Source organism: Enterobacter sp. ZOR0014, from assembly GCF_000798855.1.
GTDB lineage: Bacteria > Pseudomonadota > Gammaproteobacteria > Enterobacterales > Enterobacteriaceae > Enterobacter > Enterobacter kobei.
In genome coordinates this window covers 21,940-43,621 of the sequence record NZ_JTLF01000364.1, presented here as the reverse complement: position 1 = coordinate 43,621, position 21,682 = coordinate 21,940, and the positions used below count along the sequence as shown (strand labels likewise).

General features: G+C 56.6%; 20 protein-coding genes and 1 pseudogene. 12 read left to right on the top strand and 9 right to left on the bottom strand.

Annotated features, from left to right (window positions below; all coding sequences use genetic code 11):
• From L977_RS24815 to L977_RS20870, 3 genes and pseudogenes are all read left to right on the top strand, one after another.
• Positions 1-996, top strand: a pseudogene (locus L977_RS24815) (thiamine ABC transporter permease); the annotation flags it as partial.
• A complete protein-coding gene (locus tag L977_RS20875; RefSeq protein WP_047626853.1) occupies positions 996-1,616 on the top strand; it encodes an ATP-binding cassette domain-containing protein in 621 nt (206 codons plus the stop codon). The pseudogene L977_RS24815 and the gene L977_RS20875, both read left to right, overlap by 1 nt.
• Before the next feature lie 73 nt (positions 1,617-1,689).
• A complete protein-coding gene (locus L977_RS20870; protein WP_014883460.1) occupies positions 1,690-2,997 on the top strand; it encodes a sulfurtransferase in 1,308 nt (435 codons plus the stop codon).
• Here the strand turns inward: L977_RS20870 and L977_RS20865 are convergent.
• A complete protein-coding gene (locus tag L977_RS20865; protein WP_047626852.1) occupies positions 2,994-3,611 on the bottom strand; it encodes a CDP-alcohol phosphatidyltransferase family protein in 618 nt (205 codons plus the stop codon). The two genes, L977_RS20870 and L977_RS20865, sit on opposite strands and share 4 nt — an antisense overlap.
• Positions 3,604-4,173 carry a carboxymuconolactone decarboxylase family protein gene (locus tag L977_RS20860; RefSeq protein WP_014883458.1) on the bottom strand — a complete coding sequence of 190 codons (570 nt, stop codon included), beginning with the start codon at positions 4,171-4,173 and terminating at the stop codon, positions 3,604-3,606. The genes L977_RS20865 and L977_RS20860 overlap by 8 nt, the downstream gene beginning before the upstream one ends.
• A gap of 75 nt (positions 4,174-4,248) precedes the next feature.
• Between L977_RS20860 and L977_RS20855 the strand changes: the two genes are divergently transcribed.
• Positions 4,249-4,665, top strand: coding sequence for a pyrimidine (deoxy)nucleoside triphosphate diphosphatase (locus L977_RS20855; RefSeq protein ID WP_023332750.1), 417 nt, complete (start codon positions 4,249-4,251; stop codon positions 4,663-4,665).
• Here L977_RS20855 and L977_RS20850 read toward each other — a convergent pair.
• Positions 4,625-4,897 carry a YnjH family protein gene (locus L977_RS20850; RefSeq protein WP_014883456.1) on the bottom strand — a complete coding sequence of 91 codons (273 nt, stop codon included), beginning with the start codon at positions 4,895-4,897 and terminating at the stop codon, positions 4,625-4,627. The genes L977_RS20855 and L977_RS20850 overlap by 41 nt on opposite strands.
• 227 nt (positions 4,898-5,124) lie before the next feature.
• Between L977_RS20850 and gdhA the strand changes: the two genes are divergently transcribed.
• Positions 5,125-6,468, top strand: coding sequence for an NADP-specific glutamate dehydrogenase (gene gdhA, locus L977_RS20845; protein WP_014883455.1), 1,344 nt, complete (start codon positions 5,125-5,127; stop codon positions 6,466-6,468).
• 61 nt (positions 6,469-6,529) lie between these two features.
• On the opposite strand, the gene L977_RS20840 is transcribed toward gdhA, so the two are convergent.
• The 3 genes from L977_RS20840 to L977_RS20830 form a co-directional block, all read right to left on the bottom strand.
• The gene (locus L977_RS20840) at positions 6,530-8,443 is read right to left on the bottom strand and encodes a DNA topoisomerase III (RefSeq protein WP_014883454.1); all 1,914 of its coding nucleotides are present in this window, start codon (positions 8,441-8,443) and stop codon (positions 6,530-6,532) included.
• Between the two features lie 4 nt (positions 8,444-8,447).
• Positions 8,448-9,491 (bottom strand): selenide, water dikinase SelD, encoded by a 1,044-nt coding sequence (gene selD, locus L977_RS20835; protein ID WP_047626851.1) that lies wholly within the window; start codon positions 9,489-9,491, stop codon positions 8,448-8,450.
• A gap of 116 nt (positions 9,492-9,607) precedes the next feature.
• Positions 9,608-10,159 carry an NAD(P)H nitroreductase gene (locus tag L977_RS20830; protein ID WP_014883452.1) on the bottom strand — a complete coding sequence of 184 codons (552 nt, stop codon included), beginning with the start codon at positions 10,157-10,159 and terminating at the stop codon, positions 9,608-9,610.
• A 167-nt stretch (positions 10,160-10,326) separates the two neighbouring features.
• Here L977_RS20830 and sppA point away from each other — a divergent pair, with 167 nt between their 5' ends.
• From sppA to L977_RS20810, 4 genes are all read left to right on the top strand, one after another.
• On the top strand, positions 10,327-12,183 hold the full coding sequence (sppA, locus tag L977_RS20825) for a signal peptide peptidase SppA (RefSeq protein ID WP_023332746.1): 1,857 nt from the start codon (positions 10,327-10,329) through the stop codon (positions 12,181-12,183).
• Between the two features lie 63 nt (positions 12,184-12,246).
• Positions 12,247-13,263: an asparaginase gene (ansA, locus tag L977_RS20820; RefSeq protein WP_014883450.1), complete on the top strand. Its 1,017-nt coding sequence runs from the start codon at positions 12,247-12,249 to the stop codon at positions 13,261-13,263.
• 9 nt (positions 13,264-13,272) lie between these two features.
• Positions 13,273-13,914, top strand: a complete 642-nt coding sequence (gene pncA / locus L977_RS20815) for a bifunctional nicotinamidase/pyrazinamidase (protein ID WP_014883449.1) — start codon at positions 13,273-13,275, stop codon at positions 13,912-13,914.
• A gap of 202 nt (positions 13,915-14,116) precedes the next feature.
• Positions 14,117-15,373, top strand: coding sequence for a glycoside hydrolase family 18 protein (locus L977_RS20810; protein WP_023337143.1), 1,257 nt, complete (start codon positions 14,117-14,119; stop codon positions 15,371-15,373).
• Between the two features lie 60 nt (positions 15,374-15,433).
• On the opposite strand, the gene L977_RS20805 is transcribed toward L977_RS20810, so the two are convergent.
• Together L977_RS20805 and msrB are read right to left on the bottom strand one after the other, a co-directional pair.
• The gene (locus L977_RS20805; protein WP_045135041.1) at positions 15,434-15,712 is read right to left on the bottom strand and encodes a YeaC family protein; all 279 of its coding nucleotides are present in this window, start codon (positions 15,710-15,712) and stop codon (positions 15,434-15,436) included.
• 41 nt (positions 15,713-15,753) lie between these two features.
• Positions 15,754-16,167, bottom strand: coding sequence for a peptide-methionine (R)-S-oxide reductase MsrB (gene msrB / locus L977_RS20800; RefSeq protein WP_023332742.1), 414 nt, complete (start codon positions 16,165-16,167; stop codon positions 15,754-15,756).
• Positions 16,168-16,508: 341 nt separating this feature from the next.
• On the opposite strand from msrB, the gene gapA reads away from it, so the two are divergent.
• Positions 16,509-17,504: a glyceraldehyde-3-phosphate dehydrogenase gene (gapA, locus tag L977_RS20795; protein ID WP_014831506.1), complete on the top strand. Its 996-nt coding sequence runs from the start codon at positions 16,509-16,511 to the stop codon at positions 17,502-17,504.
• Positions 17,505-17,579: 75 nt separating this feature from the next.
• A complete protein-coding gene (locus L977_RS20790) occupies positions 17,580-18,464 on the top strand; it encodes a D-hexose-6-phosphate mutarotase (protein WP_014883445.1) in 885 nt (294 codons plus the stop codon).
• 78 nt (positions 18,465-18,542) lie between these two features.
• Here the strand turns inward: L977_RS20790 and L977_RS20785 are convergent, their stop codons facing one another.
• Positions 18,543-19,289, bottom strand: a complete 747-nt coding sequence (locus tag L977_RS20785; RefSeq protein WP_014883444.1) for a MipA/OmpV family protein — start codon at positions 19,287-19,289, stop codon at positions 18,543-18,545.
• A gap of 431 nt (positions 19,290-19,720) precedes the next feature.
• Between L977_RS20785 and yeaG the strand changes: the two genes are divergently transcribed.
• The gene (gene yeaG, locus L977_RS20780; protein WP_014883443.1) at positions 19,721-21,655 is read left to right on the top strand and encodes a protein kinase YeaG; all 1,935 of its coding nucleotides are present in this window, start codon (positions 19,721-19,723) and stop codon (positions 21,653-21,655) included.
• Positions 21,656-21,682 lie beyond the last annotated feature (27 nt).

Below are 21,682 nucleotides of genomic sequence, written 5' to 3'. Positions count from 1 at the left end.
GAACATCTGCTCCTTCCGGCGATCGCGCCGGTACTCGGCGCGGTGATGCTGGCGGTGCTGGCGTGGTCGCTGTCCGTCGTGGACGTGGCGATCGTTCTCGGGCCCGGTAACCCGCCGACGCTGGCCGTGCTGGCCTGGCAGTGGCTGAGCCAGGGAGACGTACAGCAGCAGGCAAAAGGGACGCTGCTGTGCCTGCTTCTCCTTCTGCTGCTGGCCGCGCTTGCTGCGCTGGGCTACGGGCTGTGGAAGGTGTGGCGTCGCACGTTTGCACATCCGACGGGCGCACGCCACAGGTCTCATCTCGCCCTGCCAGAGCGTGTATTCAGCGGCTTTCTGCCCGCGTGCGGGATACTTTGCGCTGCGGTGCTGTTGATGCTGGCCCAACGGGACGATGTTGGCCCGGTGAGTACCAGCCTTTCTTTCGGTCTGCTGTCGAGCCTTGTCGCCCTGATCGTCATTTTTCTCTGGCTGGAATGGGGGCCGCAGCGAGGCGCTCCGTGGGTGTGGTTACCGCTCGCGCTCCCGGCGCTACCGCTGGTCACGGGGCAATATGCCATTGCGTTACATCTGGGCCTCGACGGGCACTATGCCGCCGTGCTCTGGAGCCATCTGCTCTGGGTACTCCCCTGGATGCTGCTGGTGCTGCAACCGGCCTGGCAAAGGCTCGATCCCCGGCTTATTCTTACCGTCAGGACGCTCGGCTGGCGGCGGGCAAAAATCTTCTGCCTGCTGAAATGCCCTCTGCTGGTGCGCCCTGCGCTGCTGGCCTTTGCCACCGGTTTTTCAGTCAGCATGGCGCAATATATGCCGACGCTGTGGCTGGGCGCAGGTCGTTTCGCCACGCTGACCACCGAGACCGTCGCGCTCAGCAGCGGGGGCAGCATCCCGGTTCTCGCTAACCGGGCGCTGGGTTTACTGCTGGTCACGGGCACGGTGTTCGGTCTGGCTTCACTCTTCTCCCGGCTTGCGGGCCGCTATCGTCAGGGATTACGTTAATGTTGAAGGTAAAGGGTCTCACCATCGAACCGCTTTTCCGCGAGGTCAATTTTTGCGTTCCCCGCGGGGAGATCGTCACCCTGATGGGTCCCTCCGGCAGCGGAAAATCGACCCTTTTTTCCTGGATGGTCGGCGCGCTGTCAGATGATTTTCAGGCACGGGGCGAGCTGTGGCTCGATGAGCGTCGCTGCGACGGCCTTCCCGTCGAATCTCGCGGGCTGGGCATTCTCTTTCAGGATGCGCTGCTGTTTGACGCGTTCAGCGTCGGACAAAATTTGCTGCTGGCGTTGCCTGAGCGGATCGCCGGACGCGCACGTCGGGAAGCCGTCGAGCTGGCGCTGAATTCCGCCGGGCTTGGCGACCGTTACGCCAGCGACCCGGCAACCCTTTCCGGCGGTGAGCGCGCCCGGGTGAGTCTGCTGCGCGCCCTGCTCGCTGAACCGCAGGCACTGCTGCTGGATGAGCCCTTCAGTCGCCTCGATAAAGCATTACGCACGACGTTTCGGGCCTGGGTGTTTGACACCGTCCGGGCGCGCAATATTCCGGTGGTGCTGGTCACCCATGATGAGGACGATATTCCGCCCGCCGGCGAGGTGATTGAGATTTCTCGCTGGCAATAATGTGCTAACGCAATGTTTTCCGTTTCGGGAGAGACGACAATGCCCCCCTCTTTTACTGACGTCAGGTTATTCGATGAAACGTGTTTCTCAACTGACCGCGCTGGCCCTGCTCTGCGGCCTCGCTTCGTTTTCCTCTCAGGCGGCTGAAATGGCCAATTCACTCACGCTGTCCCAGCTTCAGGCGCAGCACGGTACGCCTGTCGACACCCGCGCCAGCGCGTTCTACAACGGCTGGCCGCAGACCCTCAGCGGTCCTTCCGGGCATGAACCCGCAGCGCTCAACCTTGCGGCCAGCTGGCTTGACGCAATGAGCGACGAACAGCTGGCGCGCTGGGCTAAACAGCATCAGCTTTCGCCTGCGACGCCTGTCGCGCTGTACGGCGACGATAGCGCCAACCTTGCGGTGAAAGCGCGCCTGGAGAAAGCCGGATATCACGCTATCTCGCTGCTCAGCGATGCCCTGCAAACCCCGGACCGCCTGCAGCGTCTGCCGCACTTTGAACAGCTGGTCTATCCGCAGTGGATCCACCAGCTCCAGCAGGGTAAACCGGTGACAGCCGCGCCCGCGGGTGAATGGAAAGTCATAGAAGCGGCCTGGGGTGCGCCGAAGTTTTATCTGCTGAACCATATTCCCGGCGCGGGATACATCGACACCAACGAAGTGGAAAGCGAGCCGCTGTGGAATAAAGTCTCCGACGACAAGCTGAAAGCGATGCTGGCGAAGCACGGGATCCGTCACGATACCACCGTCATTTTGTATGGTCGTGACGTTTACGCCGCCGCGCGCGTGGCGCAGATTATGCTGTATGCAGGCGTGAAGGATGTGCGCATACTCGATGGCGGCTGGAAGGCGTGGTCAGATGCGGGTCTGCCGGTTGAACGCGGTACGCCAGGGAAAGTGAAACCCGCCCCTGATTTTGGCGCACCGATCCCTGGTCAGCCGCAACTGATGGTGGATATGGAACAGGCGCGCGGTATGCTGCACCGCCAGGATGCCTCTCTCGTCAGTATTCGTTCGTGGCCGGAATTTATCGGCGAAACCAGCGGCTACAGCTACATCAAACCAAAAGGTGACATTGCCGGCGCCCGCTGGGGCCACGCGGGAAGCGATGCCACCCACATGGAAGATTTCCACAACCCGGACGGCACCATGCGCAGCGCCGACGACATCACCGCCATGTGGAAAACGTGGGATATCCTGCCGGAGCAGCACGTCGCCTTTTACTGCGGCACCGGCTGGCGAGCGGCTGAAACCTTTATGTACGCCCGGGCGATGGGCTGGAAGAACGTCGCCGTCTATGACGGCGGCTGGTATGAATGGAGCAGTCACCCGCAGAACCCGGTCTCCCGCGGTGAGCGCGGGCCCGAGAGTACGCGTTAAGGTTTGAGTGACTTTAGCGTCACATAACCGCTCCAGATGCGCGTTGTGGTGGTCAGCCAGCACAACGCGCCAAATATCCACGCGAACACGGCAAAATGGGCCGGAAACAGGCAGCAGAGCACGAACAGCACGATGGTCTCCGTCCCCTCCGTTAACCCGCCGATGTAGTAAAACGACTTGTGCGCATAGCCGGGGTTGTCGATATTGTGCTTCGCCGCCAGTGCCGCAAAGGCCAGAAAGCTGCTCCCGGTGCCAATAAATGCGAACAGCAGCCAGGCGGCAGCCAGCGTATTCTGCTCAGGTGCCGCCAGCGCAAAGCCAAACGGCACCAGCGCATAGAACAGGAAATCGAGCGCGATATCCAGAAACCCTCCCGCATCCGTGAGCCCTCTCCGGCGCGCCAGCGCACCGTCCAGACCATCCAGCAGGCGGTTCAGGAGGATGGCGACCAGTGCTGCCGGGTACCAGCCGAGGGCCAGAAATGGCAACGTCAGCAGGCCGATGGCAAACCCCGCCAGGGTAAGTCCGTCGGGCGTAATGCCCGGCTTATCCAGCGCAGAGACCAGACGATTCAGCGCGGGTTTTATCCGTGGGTGCAGGTGACGGTCAAGCATCAGGCTTCCCTTTAAACGTGGCGCACAGCCCCTGCGCCGGGATATCCAGCGCGGCGTTAAAGCGGGCGGAGAGATTCTGAAAGGCGATGAGCGCCGTCATTTCAGTAATAACCTCATCGGTAAAGTGGCGTTTCAGCGCCGTTTTGATTGCTTCATCCACCCTGGGCGGCGTGGCGGTGACCGCCTCAGCATAGGCCAGCGCCGCGCGCTCTTGTTCACTGAACAGGTCAGAGTCTGGCCAGTCGCTCACGGCCTGGACTTTATCCAGCGCCCCGCTGCGCTCGGCCAGACGCAGGCTGTTAGCATCAATGCAAAAAGCACAGTGGCACAGCTGCGATACCCGCGTCATCAGCAGCGAGCGGAGTTGCGGCGTCAGGCGCGCGTTTCTTCGCTCCAGAAAACCGACAAACAATGCGACCAGCCAGAACAGACGCGGCATGCGCCCCCACCAGCGCGTGGGATTCAGGACTGCACCAAAGTGTTTTCGCTGCATGGCGGCAATCGGTTTTACGCTCGCCGGAAGGGTTGGGATGGGTTCTACCCAGGTGGACGACTCTTTCACCTGTTTCTCCTGATGACTGGACTCTTTGAAAGGGCACGATAATATGTCGTTTTTCGCTATCAAGTATTGACGACCATGCTAAAAACAGTCGATGTCGTTGCGGCCATCATCGAAAAAGACGACAAAATTTTACTGGCGCAGCGCCCTGCTCACGCCGATCAACCGGGAATGTGGGAATTCGCTGGCGGAAAAGTCGAGGCCGGTGAAACCCAGCCTCAGGCGCTAATCCGCGAGCTGCGTGAAGAGTTGGGTATTGAGGCGCAGCCCGTGCAGTATGTGGCAAGCCACCAGCGCGAAGTGTCGCAGCGGTTAATCCACCTGCACGCCTGGTATGTTCCTGCCTTTAGCGGAGCGTTAACCGCACACTACCACAGCGCGCTGGCGTGGTGCACGCCGGAAGAGGCGTTGAGCTACGACCTGGCCCCGGCGGATATTCCGCTGCTGGAGGCGTTTATTCTTTTACGCGCCGCCAGACCAGCGGGTTCGTGCTGATCGCGCGTTCATCACGCTGGCATTGCAGCAAAACCCCGTCCGCTTTTACCACTGCTCCTTCAGAATAATTTTGATCCTGATAGATACAGCACTGGTTACAGGGTTGCGCACGCTGGCCGCCGGAGCTAAAGACCTCCGGCGGGACATTCACCTCCACGTCCGGGCGAATGCGGTCAGCCTGCGCGCCAGCGGTCAACATCAACGAAAATGCAGCCATCACGTAACGATTCATAGACTTGTCTTCCTGTTATGTCCTGATAATGACTATAACGGTTAATCGGGCAGAATCTTTAATTTCACACATCATCGCTTTTTGTTATGACGCAGCGCGGGTCATTAATTTCCCTTTCACCCTACATTTCTGCTTGCTTCACAAAGCAGTACGGGTGGTATAGTCAAAAAAACAACACAAATCGCATAAGCAATATACATAAATGACTATAAGGGGTTCTTATATCTATGGATCAGACACGCTCTCTGGAAAGCTTTCTTGCCCATGTTCAGCAGCGCGACCCGCATCAGAGCGAGTTCGCTCAGGCCGTTCGTGAAGTGATGACCACCCTGTGGCCTTTCCTTGAAGAAAACCCGCGTTATCGTCAACTGTCGCTGCTGGAACGTCTGGTTGAGCCAGAACGGGTGATCCAGTTCCGCGTGACCTGGGTGGATGACCGCAATCAGGTCCAGGTCAACCGCGCCTGGCGCGTGCAATTTAACTCCGCCATCGGCCCGTTTAAGGGCGGCATGCGTTTCCACCCTTCCGTGAACCTGTCGATCCTGAAATTCCTCGGCTTTGAGCAGACGTTTAAAAACGCGCTCACCACCCTGCCGATGGGCGGCGGGAAAGGCGGGAGTGACTTCGATCCTAAGGGGAAAAGCGAAGGTGAAGTGATGCGTTTCTGTCAGGCGCTGATGACCGAGCTCTGGCGCCACCTTGGTCCGGACACCGACGTACCGGCGGGAGATATCGGCGTGGGGGCCCGCGAAGTGGGCTTTATGGCAGGGATGATGAAAAAGCTTTCCAACAACAGCGCCTGCGTCTTTACCGGCAAAGGATTGTCGTTTGGCGGGAGTTTGATTCGCCCGGAGGCGACCGGATATGGTCTGGTCTACTTCACCGAGGCGATGCTCAAACGTCACGGGTTAGGGTTTGAAGGGATGCGCGTGGCGGTGTCCGGCTCCGGTAACGTGGCGCAATACGCTATCGAAAAAGCGATGCAGTTTGGCGCCCGCGTGGTGACGGCCTCGGACTCCCGTGGCACGGTGGTGGATGAAGCGGGCTTTACGGCAGAAAAACTGGCGCGCCTGTGCGAAATTAAAGCCAGCCGCGACGGGCGGCTCGCAGACTATGCCCAGGAATTTGGATTGACGTATCTGGAAGGCAAGCAGCCGTGGGGTGTTCCGGTGGATATTGCCCTGCCGTGCGCCACGCAAAACGAACTGGACGTGGACGCCGCGCGCACGCTGATCGGCAACGGCGTGAAGGCGGTGGCCGAAGGGGCGAATATGCCGACTACGATCGATGCGACGGATCTGTTCCTCGAAGCGGGCGTGCTGTTTGCCCCAGGCAAGGCCGCCAATGCGGGCGGCGTGGCAACCTCCGGCCTTGAGATGGCGCAAAACGCCGCGCGTCTTGGCTGGAAGGCGGAGAAAGTGGATGCCCGTTTGCACCATATCATGCTGGATATTCACCACGCCTGCGTGGAGTACGGCGGTGAAGCGTCGCAAACTAACTACGTGCGCGGAGCGAATATAGCCGGATTCGTGAAGGTGGCGGATGCGATGATTGGGCAGGGTGTGATTTAAGCTTTCACTGTGTTCTCGCCCTGTAGGCCGGGTAAGGCGAAGCCGCCACCCGGCCTACGGTTTAAGAAGCTGCCGCGCTCTTTTTCTTTTTAAAGGGCTTCTTCGCACCGCTACCCGGCGCAACCATCCCTCTGAACCGCTTCACCGGCGTACTGCGCGCCTGATCGATCAACTGATACAGCGTCCCCACCAGCGGCTGCATAAAGTCCTGGTAGCGGCACTGCTTTTCACTGATTTGCGTCAGCACAGATTCCCAGTGCGCGGTCATGTCCGGCCTCGCGGCCAGCTCCGGAAGGGAGTGGATGAGCGCCCGGCCCGGCTCCGTGGAGTGGATATAGCGTCCTTTTTTCTCCAGGAAGCCGCGCTTGAACAACAGTTCGATGATCCCCGCTCGCGTCGCTTCCGTACCCAGACCGTCGGTGGCGCGCAGGATTTTCTTCAGATCTTTATCCTGCACAAATCGGGCGATCCCGGTCATGGCCGACAGCAGCGTCGCATCGGTGAAATGGCGTGGCGGCTGGGTCTGACGTTCAACCACTTCACCTTTCTCGCACAATAACTCGTCATCTTTCGCGACTACCGGCAGCGGCGTACCGTCGTTCTCCTCGTCACGCTCTTTGTTGCCGAGCAGCGTGCGCCAGCCCGCTTCCGCGAGGAAACGCGCTTTGGCGATAAACTTACCTTTGGCAATCTCAAGCTCAATGACGCATTTGCGGAACACCGCGTCCGGGCAGAACTGCATCAGATACTGACGGGCGATGAGGTTATAGACCTTCGCTTCGTTATCCGTCAGGTTAACGTGGCTGGCGCGTGCCGTCGGGATAATTGCATGGTGGGCGTCCACCTTTTTATCATCCCAGCAGCGGTTATGGGTGTCCGGGTTCACCACCGGCTGCGGCAGGAGATCGGCGGCGTGTACGCTTATCGCGTTCAGTACCGCGTGGCGACCGGCAAAATGTTCTTCCGGCAGATAACGGCTATCCGAACGCGGATAGGTGATCAGCTTGTGGGTTTCATAGAGCTTCTGGCAGATATCCAGCACGTTTTGTGCGCTGAGGCCAAAGCGCTTCGCCGCCTCAATCTGCAAGGCCGAGAGCGAAAATGGCAGCGGTGCGGGTTCTGATTCCCGTTTATCGTTATAGCTGGTGACGATGGCAGGCTGACCGGTAATACGGTTAACCACATGCTCCGCCAGCGGACGGTGCAGCAAGCGCCCCTCTTCATCCTGGTACGATTCACAGGCATCGCTCGGCTGCCAGACGGCGGTAAAGCGTTCGTCCTTAGGCGTAACGATATGCGCTTTCACTTCAAAGAAATCTTTGGCGACGAAGTTCTCAATCTCTTCATCACGACGCACCACCAGCCCCAGCACCGGCGTCTGCACGCGGCCCACGGAGAGTACCCCCTGATAGCCCGCATTACGCCCGAGGATGGTGTAGGCACGGGTCATGTTGATCCCGTACAGCCAGTCAGCGCGCGCGCGCGCAAGCGCCGAGACGCACAGCGGGATAAACTCGCTGTTGGCACGCAGACGCGAGATCGCACGCTCTACCGCCTGCGGGTTGAGGTCGTTTATCAGGCAGCGCTGTACCTGCTGGCGTTTTTCCGGCGCCAGCTCGAGGTAGTCCAGCACTTCATCTACCAGCAGTTGCCCTTCCCTGTCCGGGTCACCTGCGTGAACCACTTCAGAGGCTTCGTGCAGGAAACGCTTGATCACGTTCAGCTGTTTGGTCACCGAAGGCCGGGGCTGCAGGCGCCATTTTTCCGGCACGATGGGCAGATCGTTTAGGTTCCAGCGGGCGTAGCGGCTGTCGTAGACGTCCGGCTGCGCCTGCTCAAGCAGGTGACCAATACACCAGGTCACCACCTGCCCGTTACCGCATTCGATAAAGCCGTCGCCCTTGCGGTGCGGCTTCGGCAACACGTCGGCGATGGCGCGCGCCAGGCTCGGCTTTTCGGCAATAAACAACCGCATCGAATTAACGGATCTCAATCATCGGTCGGCCACCGCGTGCGGTCACCAGCTCGCCGATCGCCGTAAGGGTAATGCCAAACTCGGCAGCCGTTGCCTGAACGTCAGCTTCGCCTTCCGGTGTGACCGCCAGCAGCAGGCCGCCGGAAGTTTGTGGATCGCACAGCAGGTTGCGCCACTCTTCAGGCATCTCGCCCATCAGGTGACCGTAGCTGGCAAAGTTGCGCTGAGTACCGCCCGGCACCGCGCCCTGCGCAATGTACTCTTCCACGCCCGGCAGTTTCGGCACGTCCTGATACCACACCTGTGCCTGCACGCCCGCGCCCTGACACACTTCGGAGAGGTGTCCCAGCAGACCAAAACCGGTCACATCGGTCATCGCCTTTACGCCGTCGATATTGGCGAATGCCGCGCCCGCAAGGTTCATCTGGCACATCACTTCCGTTGCCAGACCTTTGTGTTCCGGCTTCAGCAGGGATTTTTTCTCGGCGGTCGTGAGTACGCCAATGCCGAGCGGCTTGGTGAGGAACAGCTTGCAGCCCGCCTGCGCGGTGCTGTTGCGCTTCACGCGCTCGGTCGGCACCACGCCCGTGACGGCCAGGCCAAAAATAGGTTCAGGCGCGTCAATCGAGTGACCACCGGCCAGCGCAATTCCCGCCTGCTGACAGGCGAAACGGCCGCCATCAATGACGTCGCGGGCAATTTCCGGCGCGAGGGTATTAATTGGCCAGCCCAGAATGGCGATGGCCATAATCGGCTTACCGCCCATCGCGAAGATATCACTGATGGCGTTGGTGGCCGCAATGCGCCCGAAATCGAAGGGGTTATCGACAATCGGCATAAAGAAGTCAGTGGTGCTGATAATGCTGGTGCCGTTACCTAAGTCATAAACTGCAGCATCGTCACGCGTTTCATTGCCGACAAGCAGGTTCGGGTCGACAAACTTCGCCTGTTCACTGTGCAGAATGGTCTCCAGCACTTTCGGGGAAATTTTACAACCGCAACCGGCTCCGTGGCTGTACTGCGTTAAACGAATGGTTTGCTCGCTCATGGACGTCTCCTGTCATCTCAATCGCGCTATGGTAGCGCTCATTCCATAAAGAGGTAAGTATGACTGTCTGAATTCTGCGGCAGATGCTCAGAATCCAGACAGTTTAGCGTGGGTTATCAGAAACGGCTGACGAAAGGCGAAGTGTCCGGCACGCTGATGGTGCTGGAGGCTTTAAGCTGCGGCGTACCGAGGTAGAGGAAACCGACAATTTTATCGTGCTCACCGCAGCCAAAACCGTCACGGACTACCGGGCTCTCGGTCAGCGGACCGGTACGCCAGATACCGTTAAACCCCTGTGCGACAGCGGCCATTTGCATCGCCATTACCGCGCAGCCAGCAGACATTTCCTGCTCCCAGACCGGGACTTTGTGGCCAGCCTGACATTTCGCCACGACGGCGATGATCATCGGCGCACGGAACGGCGCATTGCGCGCTTTATCGATACCTTTCTCATCCTGCCCGACGGCAACCGCGCCCTGCTCCAGCAGCTGGCTGAAACGATCGCGGCCTTCACCTTCAATCACAAAGAAGTGCCACGGCTGCAGCGTGCCGTGATCGGGGGCACGCATCCCGGCACGCAGAATGTTTTCCAGCTGCTCGCCCGCCGGGGCAGGTTCGGCCAGACGTGACGCGCTGCGGCGGTTAACAAGCAGTTCAAGTGCGTCCATTGGTTAACTCCTTTATTGAAATTTACTCACAAAATTAACACGGCCGCAGATTTTGTTACAGCCTGGCAGGCGATTCCTGCTGACAAGTGGCGGTTGGGTCATTACGATAACCCAACATTACCGTCCAGTGGCGACGGAAACAGTCATTTTCTGGTTAGGGAGAATACATGCGAACCCTTTGGCGAATCTTTGCCGGTTTCTTTAAATGGACGTGGCGACTGCTCAACTTCGTCCGCAACCTGGTGATGAACATCTTCTTCATCCTGCTGGTTCTGGTTTGCGCAGGCATCTGGATGCATATCAGCAATGCGAATCAGGCGCAGCATTCAACTCGCGGGGCGCTGTTACTCGATATCACCGGCGTCATCGTGGATAAACCGTCCACCAGCAACCGTCTGGGGGTCATTGGCCGTCAGCTGTTTGGCGCGACGTCCGACCGCCTGCAGGAAAACTCCCTGTTCGATATTGTCGATACTATCCGTCAGGCCAAAGACGACCGAAATATCACCGGGATCGTACTGGATCTGAAAGATTTTGCCGGAGGCGACCAGCCTTCAATGCAGTACATCGGTAAAGCGCTGCGTGAATTCCGCGACAGCGGTAAGCCAGTGATCGCCGTGGGCGACAGCTACAGCCAGGGGCAATATTATCTGGCAAGCTTCGCCAACAAGATCTGGCTCTCTCCGCAGGGGACGGTCGATCTGCACGGCTTTGCCACCAACGGCCTGTACTACAAATCGCTGCTCGACAAGCTGAAAGTGACGACCCACGTCTTCCGCGTCGGCACCTATAAATCAGCCGTGGAGCCGTTTATTCGCGACGATATGTCCCCTGCTGCCCGTGAAGCGGACAGCCGCTGGATTGGCGAGCTGTGGCAGAACTATCTGGGCACCGTGGCCGCTAACCGTCAAATTACCGCTGAGCAGGTCTTCCCGGGCGCACGTGGCGTGCTGGAGGGTCTGCGTAAGGTTGACGGCGATACCGCGAAATATGCCCTCGACAATAAACTCGTTGATGCGCTGGGTACCAGTGCAGATATCGAAAAAGCCCTGACCAAACAGTTTGGCTGGAGCAAAGAGGACAAAAACTACAGCGCGATCAGTATGTATGACTACGCTGCGAAAAAACCGGACGAGAGCGGTGACAGCGTAGCCGTGGTGTTTGCCAACGGCGCCATCATGGACGGTCAGGAAACCCCGGGTAATGTCGGCGGTGACACCACCGCGTCGCAAATCCGTGACGCGCGCCTTGACCCGAAAGTGAAAGCCATTGTTCTGCGCGTAAACAGCCCGGGCGGCAGCGTGAGCGCCTCCGAAGTGATCCGCGCTGAGCTGGCCGCGGCCCGCGCTGCGGGCAAACCGGTCGTCGTCTCCATGGGCGGAATGGCGGCATCAGGTGGGTACTGGATCTCCACGCCAGCCAACTACATTGTGGCTAACCCAAGCACGCTGACCGGCTCTATCGGCATCTTCGGGGTGATTAACACTGTGGAAAACAGTCTGGATTATCTGGGCGTGCACACCGACGGTGTTTCTACGTCGCCGCTGGCAGATGTGTCGATAACAAAATCCCTGCCGCCGGAAGTGTCGGAGATGATGCAGCTGAGCATTGAGAACGGGTATAAGCGCTTTATTACGCTGGTGGCTGACTCGCGTAAAAAGACGCCAGAACAGATTGACCAGATTGCTCAGGGCCACGTCTGGACCGGTCAGGACGCGAAGAACAACGGACTTGTGGACAGTCTGGGTGACTTTGACGACGCCGTGAAGAAAGCGGCCGACCTGGCGAAGCTCAAGCAATGGCACATTGAGTATTATCAGGATGAGCCGTCATTCTTCGATATGGTGATGGACAGCATGTCTGTCTCCGTTCGCGCCATGCTGCCGGAGGCGCTGCAGGCTTACCTGCCTGCGCCGGTTGCCACGGCAGCGAAAGCGATGAAGACGGAAAGCGATAAGCTCGCGGCCTTTAACGATCCACAAAGTCGTTACGCGTTTTGCCTGACCTGCGCGAACGTCCGTTAAAAACCGTCCCCTCTTCCCGCGAAGAGGGGATTTTTTTCTTTTGAAGAACAAGAACTCACTACCATGCAGAAGAAATCGATTTATGTAGCCTACACTGGCGGTACCATCGGTATGCAGCGCTCTGAAAATGGCTATATTCCTGTCTCCGGCCACCTTCAGCGTCAGCTTGCGTTGATGCCTGAGTTCCACCGTCCGGAAATGCCTGACTTTACCATCCATGAATACGAGCCGCTGATGGACTCCTCCGACATGACGCCAGAAGACTGGCAGCACATCGCGGATGACATTAAAGCGCATTACGACCAGTACGACGGCTTCGTGATCCTGCATGGTACCGACACCATGGCGTTCACGGCCTCGGCGCTCTCCTTCATGCTGGAGAACCTGAGCAAGCCGGTTATCGTCACCGGGTCGCAAATTCCGCTGGCGGAGTTACGCTCCGACGGGCAGATCAACCTGCTGAACTCCCTGTACGTGGCGGCAAATTACCCGATTAACGAAGTCTCGCTGTTCTTCAACAACCGTCTGTATCGCGGCAACCGCACGACGAAAGCCCATGCCGATGGTTTTGACGCCTTCGCCTCACCGAACCTGCAGCCGCTGCTGGAAGCGGGGATTCATATCCGTCGTCTGGGCACGCCGCCTGCACCGAATACCGCTGGCGAGCTGATTGTGCATCCGATTACCCCGCAGCCCATCGGTGTGGTTACCATTTACCCGGGTATTTCCGCCGACGTGGTCCGCAACTTCCTGCGCCAGCCAGTGAAAGCGCTGATCCTGCGCTCCTACGGCGTGGGCAACGCCCCGCAGAACGGTGAGTTTCTGAAAGAGCTTCAGGAAGCCAGCGAACGCGGAATTGTGGTGGTGAACCTGACCCAGTGTATGTCCGGCAAAGTGAATATGGGTGGCTATGCCACCGGCAACGCGCTGGCACATGCGGGCGTCATCAGCGGTTTCGATATGACCGTTGAGGCGACGCTGACTAAACTTCACTATTTACTGAGTCAGGATCTGGACATTCAGTCCATTCGCAACGCCATGATGCAAAATCTGCGCGGTGAACTGACCCCGGACGAATAAGGAGGCCTCATGACGCAACGCGCCCTGCTACTGGTCGATTTGCAAAATGATTTCTGCGCCGGCGGCGCGCTGGCCGTCGCCGAAGGTGACAGCACCGTTGACGTGGCGAATACGCTGATTGACTGGTGTAAAGCCCGCGGTGAAGCGGTGGTCGCCAGCCAGGACTGGCACCCGGCTAACCACGGCAGTTTTGCCAGCCAGCACAACGTCGAACCGTTCACTCAGGGTGAACTCGACGGGCTGGCGCAAACCTTCTGGCCGGATCATTGCGTGCAGCAAACGGAAGGCGCGGCGCTGCATCCGCTCCTGAATCAGAAAGCCATCGACGCGGTGTTCCATAAGGGTGAAAACCCGACAATAGACAGCTACAGCGCGTTTTTTGATAACGGTCATCGTCAGAAGACCGCGCTGGACGCGTGGTTACGCCACCATGAAATCACGGAGCTGATTGTGCTGGGGCTGGCGACAGATTACTGCGTGAAGTTTACCGTACTGGACGCGCTCCAGTCAGGCTACACCGTCAGCGTGATCACCGACGGCTGCCGCGGGGTCAACATTCACCCTCAGGACAGTGCTCAGGCGTTTATGGAGATGGCTGCCGAAGGCGCGACGCTGTATACCCTGGCAGACTGGCTGGAAACGCAGGCGTAGTTTTTTAAGCCGGGTGGCGGCTTCGCCTTACCCGGCCTACTTTCTCTGGAGCGCAGCGCCACCCGGCATTTCTTCTCCAATCCCCATAAAGTGAACTCCCTCGCATCCTCAGCGAAGCGGCAATGCTATTCTCGTCAGGTTGTTTTTTCGCCACGCCTTTTCTGTGGCGTGGTTATTTTTATTAAGTCAAAGAGGAAATTATATGAAACGTTTGCCCTTGCTGGCAGCATTACCCTTGCTTTGCGCGTCACTGGCTTCCGCTGCGCCCCTGATGTCCGTCGGCTATTTCAACGGGGGTGGCGATGTCACCGCCGGACCGGGTGGCGACATTAATAAACTGGATGTCCGCCAGATCACCCACCTGAACTATTCGTTTGGTCTGGTCTACAACGACGAGAAAGACGAAACCAACGCCGCGCTGAAAGATCCGACGAAACTGCATCAGATCTGGCTTTCGCCCAAAGTGGCATCCGATCTGGCCTTAATCCCCACTCTGCGTAAACAAAACCCGCACCTTAAAGTGCTGCTCTCTGTTGGCGGCTGGGGTGCGCGTGGTTTCTCTGGCGCAGCGGCCACCAAAGAGAGTCGTGCGGTGTTTATCCGATCCGCTCAGGAGGTTGTCGACAAATACGGTCTGGACGGGATTGATCTCGACTGGGAGTACCCGGTCAACGGCGCGTGGGGACTGGTTGCCAGCACGCCAGCCGACAGGGACAACTTCACCGCGCTGCTGAAAGAGATGCGCGACGCATTCGGGCAGAAAAAGCTGGTGACCATTGCGGTAGGCGCCAATGCGGAAAGTCCGAAAAGCTGGGTGGATGTCAAAGCCATCGCTCCCCTGCTCGACTACATCAACCTGATGACCTACGACATGGCGTATGGTACCCAGTATTTTAACGCCAACCTCTATGATTCCAGCGCCTGGCCGACGGTGGCTGCTGCCGATAAATACAGCGTGGACTTTGTGGTAAATAACTATCTGGCCGCGGGACTGAAACCACAGCAGATGAACCTCGGGATCGGGTTTTACGGTCGCGTACCGAAACGCGCCGTTGAGCCGGGTATCGACTGGAGCAAGCCGGACGCACAAAAAAATCCGGTCACCCAGCCCTACTTTGGACCGCAGGAGCTCGGCTTGTTCAGGTCGCTCGGCTATGACCTGTCCAAAGATACCTACGTGAAGTACAACGATATCGTGAAAAAGCTGCTGAACGATCCGCAGAAGCGTTTTACCGAGCACTGGGACGACCAGGCGAAAGTGCCGTGGCTCTCCGTGGAAGCAGCTGACGGCAAGGCGCTCTTTGCGATTTCGTATGAGAACCCACGTTCCGTGGCGATCAAAGCGGACTACATTAAACAGAAAGGTCTCGCCGGGGCGATGTTCTGGGAGTATGGAGCGGACGATAACAACCAGTTAGCGAAGCAGCTGGCAGAGTCATTAGGGATCCCGCAAAAGTAGCGACGCATTCAAGCCCTCTCCCCGTGGGAGAGGGTTGGATGAAGGCATCAGCCCGCACGGTTATTGCATTTTCAGCGTCGCAATTGGCTTCGGCGTGATGCCAAAATCTTCTTTCAGCTCTCGCTTGCTCTTCATCACCATCTGCCCGTTGGTATCGATCGTCATGTGCTGCGCATCAGTATTGTTGCGCGCCTGCCACAGCATCACCAGCTGCAAACTGTTCTCTTTTTGCTCAGGGGTAAGCGCCACGCCATCCGGCCATTTTCCCAGCTCAACGGCGGTGACCAGACGCTGATAAACGTCCTGGGTCATCCCGTTAATCATGTCATCAATATTCACGATCTCTCCCTTTCAAAGGAATAATTTGCTGAATCGTTTTTTCAACCCTTGATCTGGTCGCCGTTTTCATCATCCGTGAAGCTCATGGAGGCCGAATTGACGCAGAAACGCTCCCCCGTTGGCTGTGGACCATCCGGGAAGACGTGCCCCAGATGTGCATCGCAGGTCCCGCAACGGATTTCCGTGCGCACCATGCCGTGCGAGGTGTCAGTCAGATAGCGGATGGCCTCATCGCTCACCGGCTCGTAAAAGCTCGGCCAGCCGCAGCCGGAATCGAATTTCGTTTGTGAGTTAAACAGCGGGGCATCACAGACCAGACAGTGATAGACGCCGTCTCGCTTGTTGTGCAGTAAACGCCCGGTGAATGGCGGTTCCGTGCCGTGGTTCTGCGTCACGTAAAACTGCATTTCTGTGAGGTTTTTTTTCAAATCGTCAGGGTTACGTTGGTTCGACATATGCTTACATCTCGCTGTAGAAACAGACATCTTTTAACCCGGATTCTAACAAAACATTAACACCCTTGCGTGCACTTTTGTTCTAAACTTATGTGTCGCGAAAAGGCGGTCAGGCAATTGTGATCATGTTCACATTTTTATCCTGCGAGGACTTTAAAATTCCGGGCGCAGCCCCCATGTGGTTGCAAGCTCAAAGGGAAAGTGAGGCGAGTCAGTCGCACAAACGTTAGTCACAGGATTGATTTGTCGCAATGATTGACACGATTCCGCTTGACGCTGCGTAAGGTTTTTGTAATTTTACAGGCAACCTTTTATTCACTAACAAATAGCTGGTGGAATATATGACTATCAAAGTAGGTATCAACGGTTTTGGCCGTATCGGCCGTATTGTTTTCCGTGCTGCTCAGAAACGTTCTGACATCGAAATCGTTGGTATCAACGATCTCCTGGACGCTGAATACATGGCGTACATGCTGAAGTACGACTCAACTCACGGTCGTTTCGACGGCACCGTTGAAGTGAAAGACGGCCACCTGGTTGTTAACGGCAAAACCATCCGCGTTACTGCTGAGAAAGACCCAGCTAACCTGAAATGGAACGAAATCGGTGTTGATGTTGTAGCTGAAGCTACCGGTATCTTCCTGACCGACGAAACTGCACGTAAACACATCACTGCAGGCGCGAAGAAAGTTGTTCTGACTGGTCCTTCTAAAGACAACACCCCAATGTTCGTTCGTGGTGCAAACTTCGAAACTTACGCTGGCCAGGACATCGTTTCCAACGCATCCTGCACCACCAACTGCCTGGCACCGCTGGCTAAAGTTATCAACGACAACTTCGGCATCATCGAAGGTCTGATGACTACCGTTCACGCTACCACCGCTACTCAGAAAACCGTTGACGGCCCGTCTCACAAAGACTGGCGCGGCGGCCGTGGCGCGGCTCAGAACATCATCCCATCCTCTACCGGTGCTGCTAAAGCTGTAGGTAAAGTACTGCCAGAACTGAATGGCAAACTGACTGGTATGGCGTTCCGCGTTCCAACGCCTAACGTATCCGTTGTTGACCTGACCGTTCGTCTGGAAAAAGCTGCTTCTTATGAAGAAATTAAGAAAGCAATCAAAGCTGCTTCCGAAGGCGCAATGAAAGGCGTTCTGGGTTACACCGAAGACGACGTTGTATCTACTGATTTCAACGGCGAAGTGTGCACTTCCGTGTTCGATGCTAAAGCTGGTATCGCACTGAACGACAACTTCGTGAAACTGGTTTCCTGGTACGACAACGAAACTGGCTACTCTAACAAAGTACTGGACCTGATCGCTCACATCTCCAAATAAGTTGAGATGAGTGTTTGATCCAAAAAGGCGACTTCGGTCGCCTTTTTTATTGTTTTTTAGACAGAGGATTGCTTAATGATTAATAAAATATTTGCACTTCCGGTAGTCGAACAACTTACCCCTGTGCTCTCCCGCCGCCAGATTGACGGCGCTGATGTTATCGTCGTTGACCACCCGCGCGTGAAAGCCTCCGTGGCGCTGAATGGCGCCCACCTGCTCTCCTGGAAGCCTGAGGGCGAAGAGGAAGGACTGTGGCTGAGCGACGCCACCTCGTTCAAAAAAGGGGCTGCTATCCGTGGCGGCGTCCCCATCTGCTGGCCATGGTTCGGCCCGTCCACACAGCAGGGTTTGCCGTCTCACGGTTTTGCCCGTAACCAGCAGTGGACGCTGAAAGCGCACAATGAAGATGACAACGGTGCCGTGCTGACCTTTGAGCTGCAGGCGAATGATGAAACCCGCGCCCTGTGGCCGCATGATTTCACCCTGTACGCCCGTTTCAAGCTGGGTAAAACCTGCGAAATTGAGCTGGAAGCCCACGGCGAGTTCGAAACCACGTCTGCCCTGCACACCTACTTCAACGTGGGTGACATCAACGCAGTGAAGGTGAGCGGCCTCGGCGATACCTTTATCGACAAAGTTGATAATGCGAAAGAGGGCAAGCTGAGCGACGGCGTTCAGGCTTTCCCCGATCGTACCGACCGCGTCTATCTCCACCCGGAAGCCTGCAGCGTGATCCACGATGGTGCCCTGAATCGCGGCATTGAGGTCGTTCATCATCATCACAGCAATGTGGTGGGCTGGAACCCAGGTCCGGCATTGTCTGTCAGCATGGCCGATATTCCTGATGACGGTTACAAAACATTCGTTTGTGTAGAAACAGCCTGCGTCACCACGCCGCAGAAAGCGAGCGAAGAAAAACCGTCTCGTTTAGGGCAGACGATCCGTATTGTTAAGCGATAATCGCCCTGCACCACAAAAAAGCAAACGGGGCGCAAGCGCCCCGTTTTGATGCAATGATTGCACTGAATTAATGCACAATCAGAACTTGTAGGTCACACCCACAGAGAAGATACCCGCCCAGGACTTATCGACCATCGGGCTATCTTTCACTTCATCGCTTAGACGCTCATAACGGCCAGTACCGTAGACGCTCCAGTCGCCAAGGAAGTTATAGCTCGCGGTCAGCTCCAGGTAGGGATCCCAGCCATCATCTGCGCTGTAGCTTTTCAGACCACTGCGGCGAGACTCGTTTTTAGAGACGCCGTAATAGTAGTCGTTGTAGTTTTCACTGTTGTACTGCACACCGATGCCCGGCGTCAGGGTGAGCCCGCCGTTGGTATAACGGTACAGCCATGCCAGATCCCAGATAAAGCCGTTGCTGTTGTCCAGCGTATCACCTGCCAGAGCAGTACGCAGGAAGCCATACTCGGTGTTATGCACGTATGAAAGCCCGGCCATCATGCTACTTTTGCGCTTATCGAGCTGGCGAAGCGCGTGGCTGTCGCTGTCTCCCGGCTTGAAGTGCGTTGGATCGTAGTAGGCCATGATCGAGAGCTTGTCGGCCGTGTCGTTCCAGAGATAGTAGCCGCCGCCGAGACCGCGGAACCAGACGTTCTCGCCTTCATAGGTGATAACGGGAACAGGATATACGTCACGATCATACTGTTTGTATGGGCTGTTAATGACGCCAACACCCGCGCCAACCGTCCACTGACTTTCCGCCTGAGCGGTGCTAACTGCGGTCGCGGCAAGGATGCCCAATGCCAGAAGTTTGAGTTTGGTCACAATCCATTCTTTCCTGTAGTCAAATAATCAGCGGGAGAAGTGTAACCGCCATTCCCGTACAACCCAAAATTTTTTGCCTGCTAATCAGTCTGATTAACCCGTTATTTTTCACTTTTCAGATGACAGCACGCTTTCATTTATATGACCACTGAATGAAAAACGTGCTTAAGCCTTATAACCCAGGTGGAAATTTTTGGATGAGTTATTGATATGTCATTGAAATTAGATTTTCTCAGCATGCAAGTTTGGCAAATGCCATCTACGCTTAATTTTAAGAAGAGTTTTCCTGAACGCCCTGCGGTTCTTAGCCTCTGACCTGGCACACAGGTTGCTGCTCTGGCAGTGAGGTGCGAGAGATTCTCTTCCGGGAGCCTCCACTACTCATACGAACGGCTCTTATCCTGTGCTAAAAAACGAAAGGACGGCATGCCATGAATATATTCGATCACTATCGCCAGCGCTATGAAGCTGCCAAGGACGAAGAGTTCACACTGCAGGAGTTTCTTACCATTTGTCGGCAAGATCGCAGTGCCTATGCCAATGCGGCAGAACGGCTATTGATGGCTATTGGTGAGCCAAACATGGTTGATACTGCCCTGGAGCCACGGCTTTCCCGTCTATTTTCGAATCGGGTGGTCGCCCGATATCCGGCGTTCGAAGAGTTCTACGGCATGGAAGATGCCATTGAACAGATTGTCTCCTATCTGAAGCATGCCGCTCAGGGTCTGGAAGAGAAGAAACAGATCCTCTATTTACTCGGCCCGGTCGGTGGCGGTAAATCCTCGCTGGCTGAACGCCTGAAGTCGCTGATGCAGCGCGTGCCGATTTATGTGTTGAGCGCTAATGGCGAACGCAGCCCGGTGAACGACCATCCGCTGTGCCTGTTTAATCCACAGGAAGATGCGCAAATTCTGGATAAAGAGTTTGGCATTCCGCGCCGCTACCTCGGCACCATCATGTCGCCGTGGGCGGCAAAACGCCTGCATGAGTTTGGGGGCGATATCACCAAATTCCGCGTGGTGAAAGTGTGGCCGTCTATCCTTGAGCAGATCGCCATCGCCAAAACGGAACCGGGTGATGAGAACAACCAGGATATCTCGGCGCTGGTGGGTAAAGTTGATATCCGTAAGCTGGAAAACTTCGCACAAAATGACCCGGATGCCTACGGCTATTCCGGTGCGCTGTGCCGCGCCAACCAGGGGATTATGGAATTCGTGGAGATGTTTAAAGCACCAATTAAAGTGCTGCATCCTCTGCTGACGGCGACCCAGGAAGGGAACTATAACGGGACGGAAGGTATCTCCGCCCTGCCGTTTAACGGGATAATCCTCGCCCACTCGAACGAATCCGAATGGGTGACCTTCCGTAATAATAAAAACAATGAGGCTTTCCTTGACCGCGTGTACATCGTCAAGGTGCCTTATTGCCTGCGGATCTCCGAAGAGATCAAGATTTACGAGAAACTGCTCAACCACAGTGAGCTGGTGCACGCTCCCTGCGCGCCAGGCACGCTTGAAACGTTGTCGCGCTTCTCTATCCTTTCGCGTTTGAAAGAGCCGGAAAACTCCAGCATCTACTCAAAAATGCGCGTCTATGATGGCGAAAGCCTGAAAGACACCGACCCGAAAGCGAAATCCTATCAGGAGTATCGTGATTACGCCGGGGTCGATGAAGGGATGAACGGCCTGTCCACCCGTTTCGCGTTTAAGATCCTCTCCCGCGTCTTTAACTTCGACCATGCGGAAGTGGCGGCCAACCCGGTTCACTTGTTCTACGTGCTGGAGCAGCAGATTGAACGCGAGCAGTTCCCGCAGGAGCAGGCTGAACGCTATCTTGAGTTCCTGAAAGGCTACCTGATTCCGAAATACGCCGAGTTCATTGGCAAAGAGATCCAGACAGCCTACCTGGAATCCTATTCGGAGTACGGACAGAATATTTTCGACCGTTATGTCACCTACGCTGACTTCTGGATCCAGGATCAGGAGTACCGCGACCCGGATACCGGCCAGCTGTTTGACCGTGAATCCCTGAACGCGGAACTGGAAAAAATCGAGAAGCCTGCCGGGATCAGCAACCCGAAAGACTTCCGTAATGAGATTGTGAACTTCGTCCTGCGCGCCAGAGCGCATAACAACGGACGCAATCCGAACTGGACCAGCTACGAGAAACTGCGCACCGTGATTGAGAAGAAAATGTTCTCGAATACCGAAGAGCTGCTGCCGGTTATCTCGTTCAACACCAAAACCTCAACCGATGAGCAGAAAAAACACGACGATTTTGTCGACCGTATGATGGAAAAAGGCTACACCCGCAAACAGGTTCGCCTGCTCTGCGAATGGTATCTGCGCGTGCGTAAATCGTCCTAAAACAAGTGCCCGGCAGCGCTAGCGCCT

What these genes read in the sequence shown, in the direction of transcription:
- msrB (WP_023332742.1), bottom strand. Translation starts at nt 16,167, where the DNA reads ATGTCGAACCAACGTAACCCTGACGATTTGAAAAAAAACCTCACAGAA.
- gapA (WP_014831506.1), top strand. Translation starts at nt 16,509, where the DNA reads ATGACTATCAAAGTAGGTATCAACGGTTTTGGCCGTATCGGCCGTATT.
- pncA (WP_014883449.1), top strand. Translation starts at nt 13,273, where the DNA reads ATGACGCAACGCGCCCTGCTACTGGTCGATTTGCAAAATGATTTCTGC.
- ansA (WP_014883450.1), top strand. Translation starts at nt 12,247, where the DNA reads ATGCAGAAGAAATCGATTTATGTAGCCTACACTGGCGGTACCATCGGT.
- L977_RS20790 (WP_014883445.1), top strand. Translation starts at nt 17,580, where the DNA reads ATGATTAATAAAATATTTGCACTTCCGGTAGTCGAACAACTTACCCCT.
- L977_RS20875 (WP_047626853.1), top strand. Translation starts at nt 996, where the DNA reads ATGTTGAAGGTAAAGGGTCTCACCATCGAACCGCTTTTCCGCGAGGTC.
- selD (WP_047626851.1), bottom strand. Translation starts at nt 9,491, where the DNA reads ATGAGCGAGCAAACCATTCGTTTAACGCAGTACAGCCACGGAGCCGGT.
- sppA (WP_023332746.1), top strand. Translation starts at nt 10,327, where the DNA reads ATGCGAACCCTTTGGCGAATCTTTGCCGGTTTCTTTAAATGGACGTGG.
- L977_RS20850 (WP_014883456.1), bottom strand. Translation starts at nt 4,897, where the DNA reads ATGAATCGTTACGTGATGGCTGCATTTTCGTTGATGTTGACCGCTGGC.
- L977_RS20855 (WP_023332750.1), top strand. Translation starts at nt 4,249, where the DNA reads ATGCTAAAAACAGTCGATGTCGTTGCGGCCATCATCGAAAAAGACGAC.
- L977_RS20865 (WP_047626852.1), bottom strand. Translation starts at nt 3,611, where the DNA reads ATGCTTGACCGTCACCTGCACCCACGGATAAAACCCGCGCTGAATCGT.
- gdhA (WP_014883455.1), top strand. Translation starts at nt 5,125, where the DNA reads ATGGATCAGACACGCTCTCTGGAAAGCTTTCTTGCCCATGTTCAGCAG.
- L977_RS20840 (WP_014883454.1), bottom strand. Translation starts at nt 8,443, where the DNA reads ATGCGGTTGTTTATTGCCGAAAAGCCGAGCCTGGCGCGCGCCATCGCC.
- L977_RS20870 (WP_014883460.1), top strand. Translation starts at nt 1,690, where the DNA reads ATGAAACGTGTTTCTCAACTGACCGCGCTGGCCCTGCTCTGCGGCCTC.
- L977_RS20830 (WP_014883452.1), bottom strand. Translation starts at nt 10,159, where the DNA reads ATGGACGCACTTGAACTGCTTGTTAACCGCCGCAGCGCGTCACGTCTG.
- yeaG (WP_014883443.1), top strand. Translation starts at nt 19,721, where the DNA reads ATGAATATATTCGATCACTATCGCCAGCGCTATGAAGCTGCCAAGGAC.
- L977_RS20810 (WP_023337143.1), top strand. Translation starts at nt 14,117, where the DNA reads ATGAAACGTTTGCCCTTGCTGGCAGCATTACCCTTGCTTTGCGCGTCA.